The 17137-nt window shown below is 75.0% G+C and carries 14 protein-coding genes; 9 read left to right on the top strand and 5 right to left on the bottom strand.

Annotated features, from left to right (window positions below):
• Positions 1–215: 215 nt before the first annotated feature.
• From ACFVU7_RS20095 to ACFVU7_RS20085, 3 genes are all read left to right on the top strand, one after another.
• Entirely contained in the window at positions 216–941 is a 726-nt protein-coding gene (locus tag ACFVU7_RS20095; RefSeq protein WP_375875288.1) for a DUF6461 domain-containing protein, read from the top strand.
• Positions 942–1577: 636 nt separating this feature from the next.
• Entirely contained in the window at positions 1578–3173 is a 1596-nt protein-coding gene (locus ACFVU7_RS20090) for an alpha/beta hydrolase (protein WP_388046261.1), read from the top strand.
• Positions 3174–3327: 154 nt separating this feature from the next.
• Positions 3328–4053, top strand: coding sequence for a DsbA family protein (locus tag ACFVU7_RS20085; protein WP_388046259.1), 726 nt, complete (start codon positions 3328–3330; stop codon positions 4051–4053).
• Positions 4054–4166: 113 nt separating this feature from the next.
• On the opposite strand, the gene ACFVU7_RS20080 is transcribed toward ACFVU7_RS20085, so the two are convergent.
• The gene (locus ACFVU7_RS20080) at positions 4167–4760 is read right to left on the bottom strand and encodes a DUF1707 domain-containing protein (protein ID WP_388046257.1); all 594 of its coding nucleotides are present in this window, start codon (positions 4758–4760) and stop codon (positions 4167–4169) included.
• A 468-nt stretch (positions 4761–5228) separates the two neighbouring features.
• On the opposite strand from ACFVU7_RS20080, the gene ftsH reads away from it, so the two are divergent.
• From ftsH to ACFVU7_RS20065, 3 genes are all read left to right on the top strand, one after another.
• A complete protein-coding gene (ftsH, locus tag ACFVU7_RS20075; RefSeq protein ID WP_388046255.1) occupies positions 5229–7328 on the top strand; it encodes an ATP-dependent zinc metalloprotease FtsH in 2100 nt (699 codons plus the stop codon).
• A 66-nt stretch (positions 7329–7394) separates the two neighbouring features.
• Positions 7395–8234 carry an ammonia-dependent NAD(+) synthetase gene (gene nadE, locus ACFVU7_RS20070; protein ID WP_380738501.1) on the top strand — a complete coding sequence of 280 codons (840 nt, stop codon included), beginning with the start codon at positions 7395–7397 and terminating at the stop codon, positions 8232–8234.
• Between the two features lie 152 nt (positions 8235–8386).
• The gene (locus ACFVU7_RS20065; protein WP_310593214.1) at positions 8387–9157 is read left to right on the top strand and encodes an SDR family oxidoreductase; all 771 of its coding nucleotides are present in this window, start codon (positions 8387–8389) and stop codon (positions 9155–9157) included.
• 22 nt (positions 9158–9179) lie between these two features.
• Here the strand turns inward: ACFVU7_RS20065 and ACFVU7_RS20060 are convergent, their stop codons facing one another.
• Positions 9180–10853, bottom strand: coding sequence for a DUF885 domain-containing protein (locus ACFVU7_RS20060; RefSeq protein ID WP_388046252.1), 1674 nt, complete (start codon positions 10851–10853; stop codon positions 9180–9182).
• Positions 10854–11183: 330 nt separating this feature from the next.
• Positions 11184–11612 (bottom strand): DUF5997 family protein, encoded by a 429-nt coding sequence (locus ACFVU7_RS20055; protein ID WP_049657333.1) that lies wholly within the window; start codon positions 11610–11612, stop codon positions 11184–11186.
• 67 nt (positions 11613–11679) lie between these two features.
• Here ACFVU7_RS20055 and ACFVU7_RS20050 point away from each other — a divergent pair, with 67 nt between their 5' ends.
• Both ACFVU7_RS20050 and ACFVU7_RS20045 read left to right on the top strand, forming a co-directional pair.
• Positions 11680–12513: a LysR family substrate-binding domain-containing protein gene (locus ACFVU7_RS20050; RefSeq protein WP_375875364.1), complete on the top strand. Its 834-nt coding sequence runs from the start codon at positions 11680–11682 to the stop codon at positions 12511–12513.
• A gap of 55 nt (positions 12514–12568) precedes the next feature.
• On the top strand, positions 12569–13150 hold the full coding sequence (locus tag ACFVU7_RS20045; protein WP_049657336.1) for a DUF421 domain-containing protein: 582 nt from the start codon (positions 12569–12571) through the stop codon (positions 13148–13150).
• A 78-nt stretch (positions 13151–13228) separates the two neighbouring features.
• Here the strand turns inward: ACFVU7_RS20045 and ACFVU7_RS20040 are convergent, their stop codons facing one another.
• Both ACFVU7_RS20040 and ACFVU7_RS20035 read right to left on the bottom strand, forming a co-directional pair.
• Positions 13229–13957 (bottom strand): rhomboid-like protein, encoded by a 729-nt coding sequence (locus ACFVU7_RS20040; RefSeq protein WP_388046250.1) that lies wholly within the window; start codon positions 13955–13957, stop codon positions 13229–13231.
• Between the two features lie 95 nt (positions 13958–14052).
• On the bottom strand, positions 14053–15402 hold the full coding sequence (locus ACFVU7_RS20035) for a cytochrome P450 (RefSeq protein WP_388046249.1): 1350 nt from the start codon (positions 15400–15402) through the stop codon (positions 14053–14055).
• Positions 15403–15710: 308 nt separating this feature from the next.
• Here ACFVU7_RS20035 and ACFVU7_RS20030 point away from each other — a divergent pair, with 308 nt between their 5' ends.
• Positions 15711–17114, top strand: coding sequence for an amidase (locus ACFVU7_RS20030; protein ID WP_049657344.1), 1404 nt, complete (start codon positions 15711–15713; stop codon positions 17112–17114).
• The last annotated feature ends 23 nt before the right edge of the window (positions 17115–17137 follow it).

Raw genomic sequence — 17137 nt, 5'->3', positions numbered from 1 at the left:
GGGCGTGTGCCGCCTCTTCCGGGTGAACGGCGAAGGGTGCCAGGTGAGTTCGGCTTCGGATCGGTCTCCTTCCGATTGATCAGGGGTGGTTGGCGATCCGGGCGCGGCTGGTTCGGGCGGCGATCCGGCGACCGGCGGCCGGGTGTCGGCCGGGTCGGTTAGGGTGCCCACGGGCGCGCCCGGTCACCGCAGGCCGCGCGCGAGGGGAGGGCGGCATGACCGACGGCACGCACGGGGGAGTGGGGCAGGACGGCGACGGTATCCAGTGGCTCCTGGAGATCGGTCGGCCGAGCACCGGCCGACCGGGCACCAGCCGGTCGTCAATGGGTGGGCCCGGCACGGACGGTGAGGTCGGCGGCGTCGTCTTCGCCCGGGGGATCACGCCCGCGGAGCTCGCCCACCGGATGGGTGCCGACCCGGCCACCGCGACCGAGCCGATCAGTGACACCGAGATCCGGGACCTGGACATCGACGTCTACCGCCCCGGTGACGACGGCGACGGCGTGATCCGGGTCGGCGCGTGCGCCGGCTGGTCGTTCGCGATCGAGTACGGCGACTCCACCGGCGGTGAGCTGCTCACCGAGATAGCGCGCGACGGAGCCGAGGTGGTGCACTTCCGCCCGATGCCGGAGCGGCGGCCGGCCCTGCTGGACTACGCCCGGGACGGTGCCGTGCTGTGCGGCTTCGGCCTCGGTGAGGAGCGCTGGCGCTGGGGCCAGGAGCCGGACCTGCTGGTGCCGGACCTCGTCGCCGCCGGAGTCCTGGAGGCCGACGGCGTGACCTCCTGCGACCCCGGGCGGGAGCCCGACGGGGCCGCCCGCCGCCGCACCCTCGGCGCCGTCGAGCGGCGCTTCGGACTGAGCCTGCCCCGGGACGCCTTCGGCGGGCTGCGCCTGCCGGCGTACGCGGTGCGGGGAACCCCGGGCATGGCGTTGTACTGAGGCGGTGCGCCGGCGAAACAGCAGGAAGAGGAAGAGGAAGAGGAAGGGCAGGAACGGGAACAGCGGGAACGGGAACAGCGGGGACAGGGACGACAGAGTCAGGGCGGTCACGGGAGGCTCCTTCCCGGGCCCCATCGGCAGGGCCCCGATGGCCGTCATCTTTGCGTGCCGCCGGTCCGTCGCACATGTGCCGATCGGGAGGTTCCCGCTGCGCCGTTCCTGTCTCGACCCTGCCGATCGGCAGGGTCGAGACAGGAACGGCGGCAGAGCCCGGGGGCGGAGCGAGACGTGCCCCGCCGCCACCGAGAGGCGCCGCAGCCGGGCTGGGCCGGGTCGAGCCCGTCAGTCCGAGCCCGTCGGCCCGTCAGCCGGAGCCCGTCGGCCCACCGGCCCGGCACCCGTTCGGCCGGTGGCAGCTGGTACGGCGCACGCCCCCCGTCCGGGGGTCTCCGCAGGGCATCGGCGGTCCCCGGCCCCTAGGGTCTGTGGTGCGTCGGCGAACCGAGTGCCGCGCGCACGCAGGCCCGCCAGGCGTAGGCCGTCCCGCCGTGAGCCCTCCCGCCGTGCGCCGGGGTGTCCGGCAGGCCCGAGACCGCGCGCCGGGGTGCCCGGCCGACCGAGAGGTGGACCCGCCCCATGCACACCGTCGTCCGCGGCGCCGGAGCGCTCGGCCTGACCGTCCTGCTGCTCACCGCGGCCATCGGCTGCCAGGGCGACGGCTCCTCCGCCGCCGAGCCCGCGCCGACCTCCCCGACCTCCCCGGCCACCGGGGCGGCGGCAGCCACCGGCACCGCCACCGGACTGGCCGCCCAACAGCTGGACTGGCACGCCTGCCCCGCCCCCACCGGCGCCCAGGGCGACGGCACCGCGCCCGCCGCCGACTGGCAGTGCGCCACCCTCAAGACCCCGCTGGACCACGGCAAACCGGACGGCACGACGATCGGTCTCGCGCTGATCCGCAGCCGGGCCAAGGACGAGCAGCACCGGATCGGCTCGCTGCTGTTCAACTTCGGCGGCCCCGGCGCCTCCGGCGTGGCCACCCTGCCGGCCCTGGCCGCGACCTACTCCTCCCTCAACTCCCGCTACGACCTGGTGAGTTTCGACCCGCGCGGGGTCGGCGCCAGCGACGGGGTGACGTGCCTGGACGACCGGGCGATGGACGCCGCCACCGCCGCCGACAGCACCCCCGACACCCCCGACGCGGTGAAGGCCCTGGACGACGGCAACGCCCGCTTCGTCGCCGCCTGCGAGCACAACTCCGGCGCGGTGCTGCCGTACGTGGACACCGAGAGCGCCGCGCGCGACATGGACCTGATGCGGCAGGTGCTGGGCGACCCGAAGCTCTCCTACTTCGGCATCAGCTACGGCACCCAGCTCGGCGGTGTCTACGCGCACCTGTTCCCGCAGCAGGTCGGCCGGATGGTGCTGGACTCGGTGGTCGACCCCACCAAGGACCCGCAGCAGGCCGCGCTCGGCCAGGCCCAGGGCTTCCAACTCGCCCTCGACGACTTCATGAAGGCCTGCGCCGCCCAGGTCGGGGCCGCCTGCCCGACCGGTGCGGGCGGCGACGAGGGCACCGCGAAGGTCACCGCCCTGGTGCAGAAACTGGCGCAGTCGCCGCTGCCGACCACCCAGGGGCGGCAGCTCACCGAGAGCCTGGCGATCACCGGCATCGCGGGCGCCCTGTACAGCCAGGAGACCTGGCCCGTGCTGGCCGCCGGGCTCACCCAGGCGATGGACCAGGGGACCGGCGACACGCTGCTCCAGCTCTCCGACGCGCTGAATGGGCGCGACGCGCAGGGGCACTACAGCAACCTGAACGCCGCGAACCGGGCGATCAGTTGCGTGGACGCCCGGCAGCGCTACTCGGACCAGGACGTGCAGCAGCAGCTGCCGCAGTTCCAGGCCGCCTCCCCGGTGTTCGGGTCCTACACCGCCTGGGGACTGACCGCCTGCACCGGTTGGCCCGTCCCCGGCAAGGCCGCCCACCCGGAGGTGTCGGCACCGGGGGCCGCCCCGATCCTGGTGGTCGGCACCACCGGCGATCCGGCCACCCCGGTGGAGGGCGCCCGTACGATGGCGCAGCAGCTCGGCGCGGGCGTCGGCGTCACCGTCACGCTGCAGGGCGAGGGGCACGGCGGCTACAACACCGGCAACCCGTGCCTGAAGCAGACCGTGGACGCCTACCTGCTGGACGGGACGGTGCCGGCGGACGGGACGACCTGCGGCTGAGCGGTCGGCGCGGCGTGCGGGGCGTGTAGGGCATGCGGGCAGTGCCGGGCGCGTAGGGCGTGCGGGGACGGACGGCCGGGAGTGAAAGTGGCCCACTGGAATGGCCATCGATTGGCCCTGGAGAGTGGGCCACTCTGTCACTAGTCTTCTCAGCGTGACCAACGACGTGACGAACACCGCGCCCGCCCAGCACCACCTCGACCAGCTCACCGCCCGGCTTCCCGACCGGCACCCCGGCAACGGCCACCGGGCCGGCGACGACACCGTCAGGAACGACACCGTCAAGGTCGACTTCTACTTCGACCCCGTCTGCCCCTTCGCCTGGATAACCTCCCGGTGGATCCTGGAGGTCGAGAAGCAGCGCGAACTCGACCTGAACTTCCGGGTGATGAGCCTGTCCGTCCTCAACGAGGGCCGCACCGACCTGCCCGAGCGCTACCAGCGCCTGATGACCACCGGCTGGGGCCCCGTGCGGGTCTGCATCGCCGCCGCCGAGCAGCACGGCCCGCAGGTGCTGCGCGAGCTGTACACCGAGCTCGGCACCCGGCTGCACGACCAGGACCGGGCCGCCGACGACGCCGTCATCCGGGAGGCGCTGGCGGCGGCGGGCCTGCCGGAGGAGCTGGCCGAGGCGGCGAACAGCACGGAGTACGACGAGGCCCTGCGCAAGAGCCACCACGAGGGCATGGACCCGGTCGGCGAGGAGGTCGGGACGCCGACCATCCACGTGGACGGCGTCGCCTTCTTCGGCCCGGTGCTGAGCGCCATCCCGCGCGGCGAGGACGCCGTACGGGTCTTCGACGGTGTGCGGCTGCTGGCCGGGTACCCGAAGTTCTTCGAGCTCAAGCGGACCCGGACGGACGCGCTCGACTTCTCCTGACCCGCCCCGGCGGAGGCCGCGCCGAGCCCGCACTGAGCCCGCACTGAGCCCTCGCCGAGCCCGCCTCGGGCGTGCCCGCACGGAGGACTGCCGCGGGCCCGGCCTGCGGCCCGTCAGCCCCGGCGGCGCTGCTTGATCCTGATCGGCCCCGACCGGGGGTGGCCGATCACGGTCAGCACCGGGGCGCCCGGCTCCGCCTGCTCGGCCGCCTTGTTGACGATGTTTCCGGTGTTGGTGCTCGACGGGTCGATCCGTACGCCCCAGCCGCGCGGGACGATCAGCCGGATGTGGCCCATGCCGGTCGATGCCGCGACCGTGATCTCCTGGTGGGGGCACACGGCCTCGGTGAAGTCGACCGTGAGCAGCGAGATCTTGGTCTCCGCGACGATCCGACGGGGCACGGACCAGCGGCCGCTCTGCACCATGTTGTTCATCCGGGGCCGGAGCGTGAGGACCTCCTCCGCCGCGGACGCCTCCCGGGCCTCCAGCCGGCCGCCGAGGTCGGCCACCAGGATGTCGAGTTCGCCGTACGTCCGCGCGGCGTAGGTGCGGTCGAGCCGCTCCTCCAGTTCCCCGAGGTCGATGCGGCCGTCGCCGGCGGCGATCCGCAACTGCTCGGCCACCGCTTCCCGGTCGCTGTCCCCGGCCCGGGGTTCCACGGCGGCCTCGGGCGTCTTGTGCAGGGCTGGCAGTTCCTCGTTGACCATGCGGCTACTCTAGGTCGCGAATCGTCCTGGTGGGCGGCTCGGTTGCCAACTCCGTACGGCCCGAGGACCCTTGAGCGCGCCCGGAAGAGCGGTCGGAGGGGCAGCCGGCGGGGGACGGCCGAGGACGCGGGGCGAACGGCCGTCGAGGATGCGGCCGCCTCGGCCGGAGCGGCCGGGCCAAGGCTTCGCCGGGTGCGGTGGAAGCGCCCGGCAGGCTTCCGCAAACCGTTCGCGACGGCGCGACCCCACGTACCGGACCGGCCTTCGGCCTGCCCGAGTCCGCCTCCCGTGTCCGACGCCCGTGCCCGGCGCCCGAGCCCGATCCGACGCCGCGGGCCGTGGCGTCGAGTGGGTCGTTCTCCCCCGAGTGGACCGCTGCCACCCCCTTCAGGCTCCCGTCCGGGCGCGGAGAGTCCGACCATGGAGGGACGGAGGCTGTCCGGCCCCCCCGAGAGGCGGTGAGCGTGGATGATCGCACGAATCCGGCTGCGCGCCGCCCGTCACCCCACGACCCCGCCGGGCTCCGGCCCCGACCCCGGCCCGAGGCAGGGCTGGGGTCAACCACGGGGCCAGGGCCAGGGCCCAGGCCCGGGCCGGAACCAGCGCCCCGGCCCCGGCGGCCCGGCCAAGCCCCCGCCGCCCTCGTGGCGCCGCTGGCTGTTGCCCGTCGCCGTACTGGTGACGCTGCTCCTGCTGGTGCTCTTCTCCAACCCCGGCAAGCCCGGCACCCGCTACGGCTACACCGACTTCGTGAACCGGGTCGACGCCGGCCAGGTGCAGACCGTGGACGTCAGCGACACCGGCGCGGTGAGCGGCACGCTCAAGGACGGCACCCACTTCAGCAGCCAGATCCCGACCGCCCTGGACACCTCCCAGCTCAGCAGCGCGCTCTCCGACCACCACGTGACCGTCACCGGCAGCCGGAGCAGCGGCGGCGGCTCGATCTGGTCCTCCCTGCTGCTGTTCCTGCCGCTGCTGATCTTCGGCGGGCTCTTCCTCTGGTCCGGCCGGATGGCCGCCCGTTCGCTGGGCGGCGGTCTGAGCGCCATCGGACGGTCCCGGGCCAAGATCATCGAGGCGGAGCGGCCGGACACCGGGTTCGCCGACGTGGCGGGGTACGAGGGGGTGAAACAGGAGGTCAGCGAGGTGGTCGACTTCCTGCGCAGCCCGGAGCGGTACGCCGCCGCCGGGGCCAAGGGGCCGCGCGGGGTGATCATGGTCGGGCCGCCCGGCACCGGCAAGACCCTGCTCGCCCGGGCGGTCGCCGGCGAGGCCTCGGTGCCCTTCCTCTCGGTGACCGGCTCCGGCTTCGTGGAGATGTTCGTCGGCGTCGGCGCCTCCCGGGTGCGCGACCTCTTCGACGAGGCCCGCAAGCGCGCGCCGTCGATCATCTTCATCGACGAGATCGACGCCGTCGGCGGGCGCCGGGCGGGCGGCACCCGGCTCGGCGGCAACGACGAGCGCGAGCAGACCCTGAACCAGTTGCTCGCCGAGATGGACGGCTTCGACCAGAGCACCGGCATCGTCGTCATCGCCGCCACCAACCGCCCGGACGCCCTCGACCCGGCCCTGCTGCGCCCCGGCCGCTTCGACCGGCAGGTCACCGTCCCGCTGCCCAACCAGGCCGAGCGGGCCGCCATCCTCGCCGTGCACGCCCGCGGCAAGACCCTGGCCCCGGACGTCGACCTCGGGCGGCTCGCCCGCGGCACCCCCGGCTTCTCCGGCGCCGACCTCGCCAACCTGGTCAACGAGGCCGCCATCAACGCCGTGCGCGCCGACCGGGCCACCCTCACCGCCGACGACCTCGACACCGCCCGCGACCGGGTGCTGCTCGGCCGCCGGGAGTCCTCCAACGCGCTGCTGCCCGACGAGCGGCACGCCGTCGCGGTGCACGAGTCCGGACACGCGCTGGTCGCCGCGCTGTGCGAGCACGCCGACCCGGTCGCCAAGGTGACGATCCTCCCGGCCGGCGTCGCCCTGGGCGCCACCGAGCAGCTGCCCGAGGCCGAACGGCACTTGTACAGCGAGGCCTACCTGGTCGACCTGATCACCGTCCAGCTCGGCGGCCGGGCGGCGGAGCTGGTGGTCTTCGGCGAGGGCTCCACCGGCGCCGCGAACGACCTCGCCAACGCCACCTCGGTCGCCACCCGGATGGTCCGCGAGTTCGGCCTCTCCCCGGAACTCGGCCCGGTCGGCTACTCCAGCGGCACCCCGCACTACCTCGGCGACAACCCCGAGGACCTGCTGCGCCGCCCGTACTCCGAGCAGACCCAGCGCGCCGTGGACGAGGCGGTGGCCCGCCTGCTGCGCGGCGCCGAGCGGCGGGCCGTCGCCCTGCTCACCGACCACCGGCACCACCTGGACGAGCTGGCGGCGCTGCTGGTCGCCCAGGAGACGGTGGACGGCCGGGTGGTGCTCGACATCCTGTCGCACCCGGCGCCGAGGCCGGAGCGGCCGGTCTCGCTGCGGAAGCCGGACGGGCCCGAAGGAGCGGCGGCGGCGGACGCGCGGCCGGCACCGGCGGACACGGACGCGCAGGCGGAACCGGGGGAGGCCCCCCGCCCGTGACGGCCGCGTCGTGGGTGGTCGTATCCTCGTGATCGCGTCACGTACCCACCGTCCCGAGGAGTCGGAATGACCGAGCCCCTGCCCGCCGACGTCCAGCGGGAGATCGCCCGTGCCCTCGGGGTCGTCCCCGTGCCGGACCCCGCGAAGGAGGCCGAGCGGCGGGTGGAGTTCCTGGTCGGCCAGGTGCGGGCCACCGGCGCGCGCAGCCTGGTGCTCGGCATCAGCGGCGGCGTCGACTCCACCACCGCCGGGCGCCTGTGCCAGCTCGCCGTCGAGCGGCTGCGGGCCGAGGGGCACCAGGTGACCTTCACCGCCATGCGGCTGCCGTACGGCGTCCAGGCGGACGAGGCGGACGCCCAGCTCGCGCTCGGCTTCATCCGCGCCGACGAGGTGCTGACCGTCGACGTCAAGCCCGCCACCGACGGCGCGCTCGCCGCCCTGAAGGCGGCCGGCCTGACCTACGGCGACCACGGCCACGAGGACTTCGTCGGCGGCAACGTCAAGGCCCGCCAGCGGATGGTGGTCCAGTACGCGGCGGCGGGTGCCAAGGGCGGGCTGGTCGTCGGCACCGACCACGCGGCCGAGGCCGCGGTCGGCTTCTTCACCAAGTTCGGGGACGGCGCGGCCGACGTGATGCCGCTGTCCGGCCTCACCAAGCGCCAGGTGCGGGCGGTCGCCGAGGCGCTGGGCGCGCCCGCCGAGCTGGTCAAGAAGATCCCGACCGCCGACCTGGAGGACCTCGCCCCCGGCCGCCCCGACGAGGACGCCCTCGGTGTCAGCTACGACGCCCTGGACGACTTCCTGGAGGGCATGCCGGTCAGCGAGGAGGTCTTCCGCACCGTCCTCGGCCACTACCGCCGCACCGAGCACAAGCGCAACCTGCCGGTCGTCCCGCCGGTGGTCTGACCGGTCCGGACGAGCGTGCCGCCGGCGCCGGGGGGCGAAGGCCCTCGGCGGTCTGATCATGACGTGGACGACCAGGCCCCCGGTACCGCCAGGTGACCGGGGGCTGCCGAACATCGCCCGGCGCGTACGGGCCGAAGCCCGAGGGGGGCGGAGTGACGACGGTGGAGCGGCTCGCGGTGGTGTCCGGGGGCGGGACCGGGATCGGCCGGGCGATCGCGGCGCGGCTGGTCCGGGACGGGCACCGGGTGGTGGTCCTCGGCCGCCGGGCGGCGGTGCTGGAGCAGGCCCGGGAGGAGATCGAGCGGACCGCCGGACCGGGGCGCGTCGTGCCGGTGGCGGCCGATCTGACCGACCCGGCGGCGGTCGAGGCGGCGGCGGCCCGGATCGCCGCGCTCGGGCCGGTGGACGTGCTGGTGAACAACGCGGGCGCGATCGTCACCCCGCCCGCCGATGACGGTCTGGCCGCGCTGGCCGCCGCCTGGCGGCGGGACCTGGACGGCAATCTGCTCACCGCCGTGCTGTTGACCACCGCGCTCCAGGACGCGCTGCGCCGGCCCGGCGGCCGGCTGGTGGTGATCAGTTCGGCCGCGGCCCAGCGCGGCGGCGCGGGCCCGCACTCGGCGGGCTCGTACGCCGCGGCCAAGGCCGCGCTGCACGGCTGGGCCTTCGGCCTGGCGCGGCAGTTGGGGCCCGACGGGATCACGGTGAACGTGCTCGCGCCCGGGTACGTCGAGTCCACCGAGATCTTCGGGGCGGGCTGGAGCGAGGAGTTCCACGCGCGGAAGGTGGCCGACACCCTGGTCGGCCGGGCGGGCACCCCGGCCGACGTGGCCGAGGCGGTCGCCTACCTGGCCTCGCCGGCCGCCGGGTACCTGACCGGTCAGGTGATCGGGCTCAACGGCGGTGCGGTGCTGGGCCGTTGAGCCCGGCCGGAGGGCCTGCGGCCTACTGCTCCGCGATCCAGTCCGTCACCAGCTCCTCCAGCACCCCCAGCGGCAGGCTGCCGTGCCCGATCAGCCGGTGGTGGAACTCCCGGACGTCGAACCGGGCGCCGAGCGCCGCCTCGGCCCGCTCGCGGTGCCGCACGATCTCCCGGCGGCCGATCAGGTAGGCGGTGGCCTGGCCCGGCCAGGCGATGTAGCGGTCGATCTCGTTGCGGACGTTGGCCTCGGGGGTCGCGGTGTTGGCCCGCATGTAGGCCTTCGCCCGCTCCCGGGACCAGCCGTAGTGGTGCATCCCGGTGTCCACCACCAGCCGGACCGCCCGCATCGCGTCCAGCGAGAGCATCCCGAACCGGGACAGCTCCGAGCCGTACAGCCCCATCTCGTCCGCGAGCCGCTCGGTGTACAGGCCCCAGCCCTCGACGTGGGCGGTCAGCTGGCCGCTCGGGTTCCGCCGGAACCGCGGCAGGTGGTGCAGGGTCTGCGCGACGGCGAGCTGGAGGTGGTGGCCGGGAACGCTCTCGTGGAAGGCGATCGCCTCGTACTCGTAGCTGAACCGGGTCTCCGGGCGCAGCGTGTTGATCCAGTGGGTGCCGGGCAGTCCGCCCGGGCCCGGCGGCTGGTAGTAGGCCAGCGGCGCGGTCTCCGCCTCGATCGGGTCGATCTCCCTGGTCACGCAGTCGGCGATCGGGTACGGGCGGAACCAGTCCGGGGCGGCGCGGCGGGCCCGGTCCAGGGCGCCGTCCGCCAGGGCGACGATCTCGGCCGCGCTGCCGAAGCGCAGCGAGCGGTCCTCGCGCAGCGCGGTCAGCACGGCGGCCGGGTCGGTGATGCCCAGCACCTTGCCGCCCAGCTCGGCGAACTCCTCGCGCAGCGCCGCGACGGCCTCCAGACCGATCCGGTGCACCTCCTCCGGGGTGAGCCCGGGCCGGGTGAAGCGGGCGACGGCGTCCGCGTAGCCCTCGGCGCCGCCCGGCACGTGGCAGACCCCGGCCTTGTCGTCCGGCCGGGCGCCTGGTGCCAGCCGCTGGGCCAGCCCGGCCAGGAAGCGGGCCACCGCGGGGCGGACGGCGTCGCGCACGATCGCCAGGGCGCGCTCGGACTCCGGACGGCCGGCCAGCGGCCGCAGCAGCTTGTCCTCGGCCGGGGCGGTCGCCAGGTGGGCCTCCAGCTGGGCGACGGCGGCGTCGACCCCGCTGCGCAGCGGGTGGCGGCCCTCGGCGGCGGCGTCCAGGGTGCGGCGCAGGACGGCGTCGAAGTAGTCGGGCAGCGCGGCGAGGCGTTCCAGGTAGGCGTCGGCGCCCTCCTGGTCGATCGAGGTCATGGCGAGCGCGGTGAAGGCCTCGTTCTGCGGGGCGACGATGGTCGCCGAGACGCTGAACTCGGCCAGCCCGTGGGTGATCTGGCCGATGCCGTTGGCGAGCAGCCGGGCGAGCACCCGGTGGGTGATCCGGTCCTCGCCGGCCAGCGAGTCCAGCGGGACCGCGGCCAGCCGGGCGGTGAAGCCCAGCAGGGCCTCGCGGTGGCGGTGCGCGGCCGCGCGGGACGGGTCGGGCACCAGGTGGGCGTAGCCCTCGACCCCGCTGAGGGTCGCGTCGAACGGGTTGTGGGTGTTCTCGGCGTCGAAGAACTCGTCCGCGAGTGCGGCGAGTCCGGTGTGCTGAGGCTGTTCGATCACGGTCGCTCCCCCGATGCGGTGTACCGCGGCGCGGCGTACCGCCGTGCCCGGTCCCGCCGATTATTCGGAGCGACCGGCGGCCCGGTCAATACGCGCTGGTGGGACGGGGGTTCCGTCCCCTCCCGCCGGCGCCCGCCACGCACGGACCCACCTGCGAAGCCGCGTACGGACCCACCTGCGAAGCCGCGTACGGACCCACCCGCGGACCCGCGTACGGACCCGCGCACACGACGGTGCCGGCGTCCGTCGGAACGGACGCCGGCACCGTCGTCGTGCGGGGGCCCGGCAACCGGCGCCGGGGCACCGCCGTGCCGGGCGGGGGAGGACGGGTCAGCTGGCCTTGGCGGCCTTGCCCTCCTTGGCGGCCTGGGCGGCGGCCTCCTTCTCGTGCTTCTCCTTGATCCGGGCGGTCTCCTTGCGGACGTCCACCTGGTTGGCGCGCTCGTGCTGGAGCCAGAGCGGGTTCTCGGCCTTGACCGCCTCGATCTGCTCGGTGGTGAGCGCCTCGGTCACGCCGCCGCGGGCCAGGCCGGAGATGGAGATGCCGAGCTTGGCGGCGACCACCGGGCGCGGGTGCGGGCCGTTCTTGCGCAGGTCCTGGAGCCACTGCGGCGGCTCGGCCTGCAGCGCGCTGAGCTCCTCGCGGGAGACCACGCCCTCCTGGAAGCCGGTCGGCGCCGCGTCGAGGTAGATCCCCAGCTTCTTGGCCGCGGTGGCCGGCTTCATGGTCTGGCTGGTCTTCTGCTTGAGCGATGTCATGGTGACAAGGGTAAGGGAGTGCGCGGGCGCTCCCGGTCACGGTCGGTAGCCTTGCCTTGTGACAGACATGCAGGTGAACCCGTCCTTCCGGCTCGTGTACGTCCCGGGCGTGACCCCCGGCAAATGGGTCCGGGTCTGGAGCGAGCGGCTCCCGGACGTGCCGCTGGACCTCCTCGCGGTCCCGTTCGGCGACGGCGAGCGCACGCTGCGCGAGGGCGGCGCGGACGCCGGGCTGGTCCGGCTGCCGGTCGACAAGGACGTGCTGAGCGCGATCCCGCTCTACAGCGAGACCACCGTCGTGGTCTTCCCCAAGGACCACTGGCTCGCCGCCGCCGAGGAGGTCGCGCTGGACGACCTGGCCGAGGAGGTGGTCTTCCACCCGCTCGACGACACCCTCGGCTTCACCGCCGACACCCTGCCCGGGCGGCCCGCCATCGCGCGTCCGGACAGCACGGAGGACGCGATCGAGCTGGTCGCCGCGAACGTCGGCGTGCTCCTGGTGCCGCAGTCGCTGGCCCGGCTGCACCACCGCCGGGACCTCACCTACCGGCCGGTGGTGGAGGCGCCGCAGTCCCAGGTGGCGCTGGCCTGGCCGCAGGAGCGGACGACGGACCTGGTGGAGGAGTTCATCGGGATCGTCCGCGGCCGTACGGTCAACAGCTCGCGCGGGCGCGGGGCCGGGCAGGCGGCGCCCGAGGCGCAGCCGAGGAAGGCGGCGGCCGGCCGGGGCAAGCCGCAGCCGCAGAAGTCCGGCGGGCAGAAGGGCGGCGCGCAGAAGGCGGGTGGCCAGAAGGCGGGCGGGCAGAAGTCCGGTGGACAGCGCGCGGGGGCGCCGAAGGCCGGGGGCGCCAAGGCCGGCGGGCGGGGCGCGGCGGCCCGGCGCGGCAGGCCCAAGCGGTGACCGTGGCGTAGCGTCTGCCCCGTTCGCTTGCAGTCGAGGCGGGAGGAGCGGGGCAGTGTGGCACGACCTGATGGCCGTCCAGATTCCGATCGTGGAGAAGGTCCTCCGTACGGTCGCCGTCTACGTGCTGATCCTGGTGCTGTTCCGGCTGGCCGGGAAACGCGGGCTGGCGGGGCTGAACACCTTCGACATGGTGGTCGTCTTCCTGCTCTCCAACGTGGTGCAGAACGCCATCATCGGAAACGACAACAGCCTGCTCGGCGGCGCGATCGGGGCGGTCACGCTGGTCGCGGTGAACGCCGGCGTCACCCGCTGGCTCGCCCGCGACCCGAAGGCCGCCCGGCTCCTGGAGGGCAGGCCCACCACCGTGGTGAAGGACGGCAAGCTGGTCGAGGGCGCGCTGCACAGCCTGGCGCTGCGCCCGTCCGAGCTGGAGCACGCCATCCGGATCCAGAACGGCGACAAGGTCGGCGACGTCGCCCGCGCCCGGCTGGAGCCGGACGGGCAGCTGCTGGTGGCCCTCAAGCACGGCGAGCAGAGCGCCACCCGCGCCGACGTCGAGGACCTGCGGCGCCGGCTGGCGGAGATCGAGCGGCTGCTCACCGCGATCGCCGCCGACCGGCGCCCGCCGGGCTGACGCGGGCTCGGGCTCGGGCCGGGCCCGCCCGCCTGGCTGTGGAAGGGGGTCTTCGCACTCCTGGTCATCCGGGCATGATCACCGGTCGGCCGCCGCCGGGGCAAGGGTTTCGGCGCGCCGGCGGCGGGCGGCGGTGAGGGCCACGGCGGCGGCCAGGGCGAAGCCGAGGGCGGCCGAGAGCAGGTGGCCGACGGTGGTGAACGGCGGGAGGGGACCGGGCCATTCGCCGTCGCCGGAGAGCGGCCAGGCGAGGACGAAGGCGGCCCAGGGCAGCCGGGCCCAGCGGGGCAGGGCGAGGACGGCGAGGGCGAGGACGGTCTGGGCGCCGTAGCTGATGCCGTAGTCCGAGGCCTGGCGCACGCTCTCCGGGTACCAGCCGTGCCGCAGGGCGAACACGATCACCGCGGCGGTGAGCAGGGTGGCGCCGATGTGCCCGCCGAGGAGGACGGCGGCGGCGCGCGGGCTGCCGAAGCGGCGCTCGGTCCAGGCGAGGCAGCAGCCGATGCCGAGGCCGAGGGTGATCAGGGTGCCGCCGAAGCCGGTGGAGAGGATCTCGGTGAGGGTGCCGTCGAACAGCAGCGCGCTGCCGAACAGGGCGGTGACCGGGTGGTCGTGGAGGTTGTCGAGGTTGGTGCTGATGTGGTCGCGGAGCGCGTCCGCCCGGTCCTCGGCGAGCAGGTTCCCGACCCAGACGTTCCCGAGCAGGAGCAGGAGGACGTAGCCGAAGGTCAGCGGCGAGCGGCGCGGGTACGTCCGGACGGCGCGGAGCAGCCCGGTCAGGAGCCCCGATGGGGTGGGTGCGTTCATGGTCTGGTGGTGTCCCGGTCGAGCGGTGTGGTCCGCGGCCGGCGCCCGTACGGCCGGCCATGCCGGGACAGTACCGAAGCCCGGTGGGGCTCCGGTCAGCGGACCCGGCGGGTCAGCGTCGCGGTGAAGGGCCGGGGCACGAGGGAGGAGCCGCGGACGGGGCGGACGGGCCGTCCGGGGGTGGGGGCGATGGTCCAGCGGGCGGCGATGGTGGCGATGGCGAGGACGGCCTCGGTGGTGCCGAAGGCGTCGCCGATGCAGCGGCGGGCGCCGAGGCCGAAGGGCGCGTAGGTGCCGGGGGCGGGGCGGGCGGTGGTGAGCCAGCGGTCGGGGTCGAAGCGGTCGGGGCGGGGGAACAGGTCGGGCCGGCGGTGCAGCAGGTACGGGCTGTACAGCAGGGTGGCGCCGGCCGGGACGTGGTGGCCGCCGAGCTCGGTGTCGGTGGTGGCGGTGCGGCTGAGGATCCACGGCGGCGGGTAGAGCCGCAGGGTCTCGCTGACGATCCGGGCGGTGAGCGGCAGGGAGGGCAGGTCCTCGTGGCGGGCGGGCCGGCCGTCCAGGACGGTGTCGAGTTCGGCGTGCAGGCGGGTCCGGACGGCCGGGTTGGCGGCGAGCAGTGTCCAGGCCCAGGAGAGGGTGGCGGCGGTGGTCTCCATGCCGGCCAGCAGGAAGGTGACCACCTGCTCGTGGACTTCGGTGTCGGACAGGCCCCGGCCGTCCTCGTCCGTGGCGGCGAGGAGCGTGGAGAGCAGGTCGTGCCGGTCGGTGCCGGCGGCGCGGTGTTCGGCGATCAGCCGCCGGGTGATCTCCCGCAGGTCCTGCTGGGCGCGGCGGAAGCGGCGGTTGCCGGGGGTGGGGAGGCGGTCGGTGCCGGGCAGCGGCAGCATCAGCCGCCGGCCGACGCCGCGGGTCACCACGTCCATGCTCCGGTGCACCGGCAGCGAGCCGGCCCGCTCGTGCGCGGCGAACAGGCAGCGGGCGGTGACGGCGGTGGAGAGGCGGTACATCGCGGCGGGGACGTCGATCACGTCGCCGTCGTGCCAGCGGGCGGTGGCGCCGGCGATCTCCTCGATCATCAGCGCGGCGTAGCCGGGCAGCCGGTCGCGGTGGAACGCGGGCTGGAGCATGCGCCGTTGGCGCCGGTGGGCGGCTGCGGGGCAGGTGGCGAGGCCGTTGCCGAAGACCTCCCGGGCCTTGTCGAGGAGGGGCCCGCCCTTGTCGAAGGTCTGGTCGTCGGTGAGCATCCGGCGGACCAGCTCGGGGTGGCAGACCACGTACGCGCGGAGCGGGCCGAGCCGCAGCCGGACGAGGTCGCCGTGGGCGGGCAGGCCGGCGACGAACTCGTGGGGGTGGTGGAGGAGCGCGGGGGCGTGGCCGAGCAGCGGGAGGCCGCCGGGGGCGGTGGCCGCGGTGAACCGGGTGGTCGGGAAGAACGGGGTCGGCACGGGCGTCACCTTGGTTGGGGCGGGAGGACCGGGACGAATCGCGAACGTGATCTTTCCCGGCGGTGTGCGGCGAAACGATCGTGGACCGGCGGACGGGGTGAACGCGGGGGCGCGGGGCGAACGATCGTGCGCCCTCGCTGTCTTGACGGCTCGTCCGCCCGTGAGCGGGCACCCCGGGCCGTAGGGCGTCGCCGGGTGGGCCTACACTCGGAGCCCAGTGAGATTACCGGTCAGTAGAACCGGGCAGGTACGAGCAGCCGGTGCGATGGTCGGACGGCGGAACGTCCGGCGGGGAGTGGGGGGTTCGGATGACCGACGAGCGGGTCCACGCGTTCGCCGACGACGCCCTGGGCGCCCACGACGCGGTGGCGCTCGCCGCGCTGGTCCGGGCCGGTACGGTCAACCCCCGGGAGCTGGTCGGCGCGGCCGTCGACCGGGCCGCCCGGGTGGACGGCGCGCTGCTGCCCGTCGCCCACGCTTCGTACGACAGGCCGCGGATCAGCCGGGAGGGCATCGGCGGTCCGCTCTGGGGCGTGCCGACCTACCTCAAGGACAACGTGGACCTGCGCGGCCTGCCGACCGGGATGGGCAGCGAGGCCTTCCCCGCCCGCCCGGCCCGCCGCAACGCGCGCTTCACCGACCAGTTCCTCGCCACCGGCCTGGCCGTCCTCGGCAAGACCCGGCTGCCCGAGTTCGGCCTCAACGCCTCCACCGAGTTCGCCACCGCCCAGCCGGTGCGCAACCCGTGGAAGCCCTCGCACTCGGCCGGCGCCTCCTCGGGCGGCGCGGCCGCCCTGGTGGCCTCCGGCGTGGTGCCGATCGCCCACGCCAACGACGGCGGCGGCTCGATCCGCATCCCGGCGGCCTGCTGCGGGCTGGTCGGCCTCAAGCCCACCCGGGGCCGGCTGGTCACCAACGCCCAGAGCGGCAAACTGCCGATCGACCTGGTCACCGACGGCGTGCTGACCCGCTCGGTGCGCGACACCGCCGCCTTCCTCGCCGCCGCCGAGCGGCACCGGAGCAACCCCGCGCTGCCCCCGCTCGGCCTGGTCGAAGGGCCCGGCGAGCGGCGGCTGCGGATCGGCCTGGTGGTGGACTCGCCGACCGCCAGGACCGACGGGCCGACCCGGCGGGTGGTCGAGGAGACCGCCGCCCGGCTGGAGGCGATGGGCCACCTGGTCGAGCCCGCCGCACTGCCCTTCGGCGAGGAGTTCTCCCGCGACTTCGTCAGCTACTGGGGCTACATCGCCTGGGCCGTCGCGGCCACCGGCCGGCTGCTGATCGACCCGGGCTTCCGGGCCGGGAGGCTGGACGGCCTGACCACCGGGCTGCGCCGCCGGTTCCAGGCCGAGTTCCCGCGGACCCCCGGCGTGCTGCGGCGGCTGCGCCGGGCCGAGGGCGTGTACGCGCGGATCTTCCGCACCCACGACGTGATCCTCTCCCCGGTGCTCGCCCACACCACCCCGCCGATCGGGCACCTGAGTCCGAACGTGGACTTCGACGAGCTGATGGACCGGCTGACGCGCTACGTCGCCTTCACCCCGGTCAACAACGTGGCCGGCGGCCCGGGCATCGCCCTGCCAGCGGGCTCCGCGCCCGGCGGGCTGCCGGTCGGGGTGCACCTGTCGGCGGCGCACGGGCAGGAGCGGCTGCTGCTGGAGCTGGCCTTCGCGCTGGAGGCGGACCGGCCCTGGCGGCGGATCCAGGACTGAGCGGGCCGGTCCGGGCCCGGTCG

It is taken from the genome of Kitasatospora sp. NPDC058046 (genome assembly GCF_042885595.1).
Classification (GTDB): Bacteria; Actinomycetota; Actinomycetes; order Streptomycetales; family Streptomycetaceae; genus Kitasatospora.
Note: the sequence above shows the minus strand (reverse complement) of the source record. Positions and strands in the feature narration are given on the sequence as shown.

Excerpts from the sequence above, each read along its gene's own strand:
- ACFVU7_RS20090 (WP_388046261.1), top strand. The coding sequence starts at position 1,578 with ATGCACACCGTCGTCCGCGGCGCCGGAGCGCTCGGCCTGACCGTCCTG.
- ACFVU7_RS20080 (WP_388046257.1), bottom strand. The coding sequence starts at position 4,760 with ATGGTCAACGAGGAACTGCCAGCCCTGCACAAGACGCCCGAGGCCGCC.
- ACFVU7_RS20030 (WP_049657344.1), top strand. The coding sequence starts at position 15,711 with ATGACCGACGAGCGGGTCCACGCGTTCGCCGACGACGCCCTGGGCGCC.
- ftsH (WP_388046255.1), top strand. The coding sequence starts at position 5,229 with ATGATCGCACGAATCCGGCTGCGCGCCGCCCGTCACCCCACGACCCCG.
- nadE (WP_380738501.1), top strand. The coding sequence starts at position 7,395 with ATGACCGAGCCCCTGCCCGCCGACGTCCAGCGGGAGATCGCCCGTGCC.
- ACFVU7_RS20095 (WP_375875288.1), top strand. The coding sequence starts at position 216 with ATGACCGACGGCACGCACGGGGGAGTGGGGCAGGACGGCGACGGTATC.
- ACFVU7_RS20040 (WP_388046250.1), bottom strand. The coding sequence starts at position 13,957 with ATGAACGCACCCACCCCATCGGGGCTCCTGACCGGGCTGCTCCGCGCC.
- ACFVU7_RS20055 (WP_049657333.1), bottom strand. The coding sequence starts at position 11,612 with ATGACATCGCTCAAGCAGAAGACCAGCCAGACCATGAAGCCGGCCACC.
- ACFVU7_RS20050 (WP_375875364.1), top strand. The coding sequence starts at position 11,680 with ATGCAGGTGAACCCGTCCTTCCGGCTCGTGTACGTCCCGGGCGTGACC.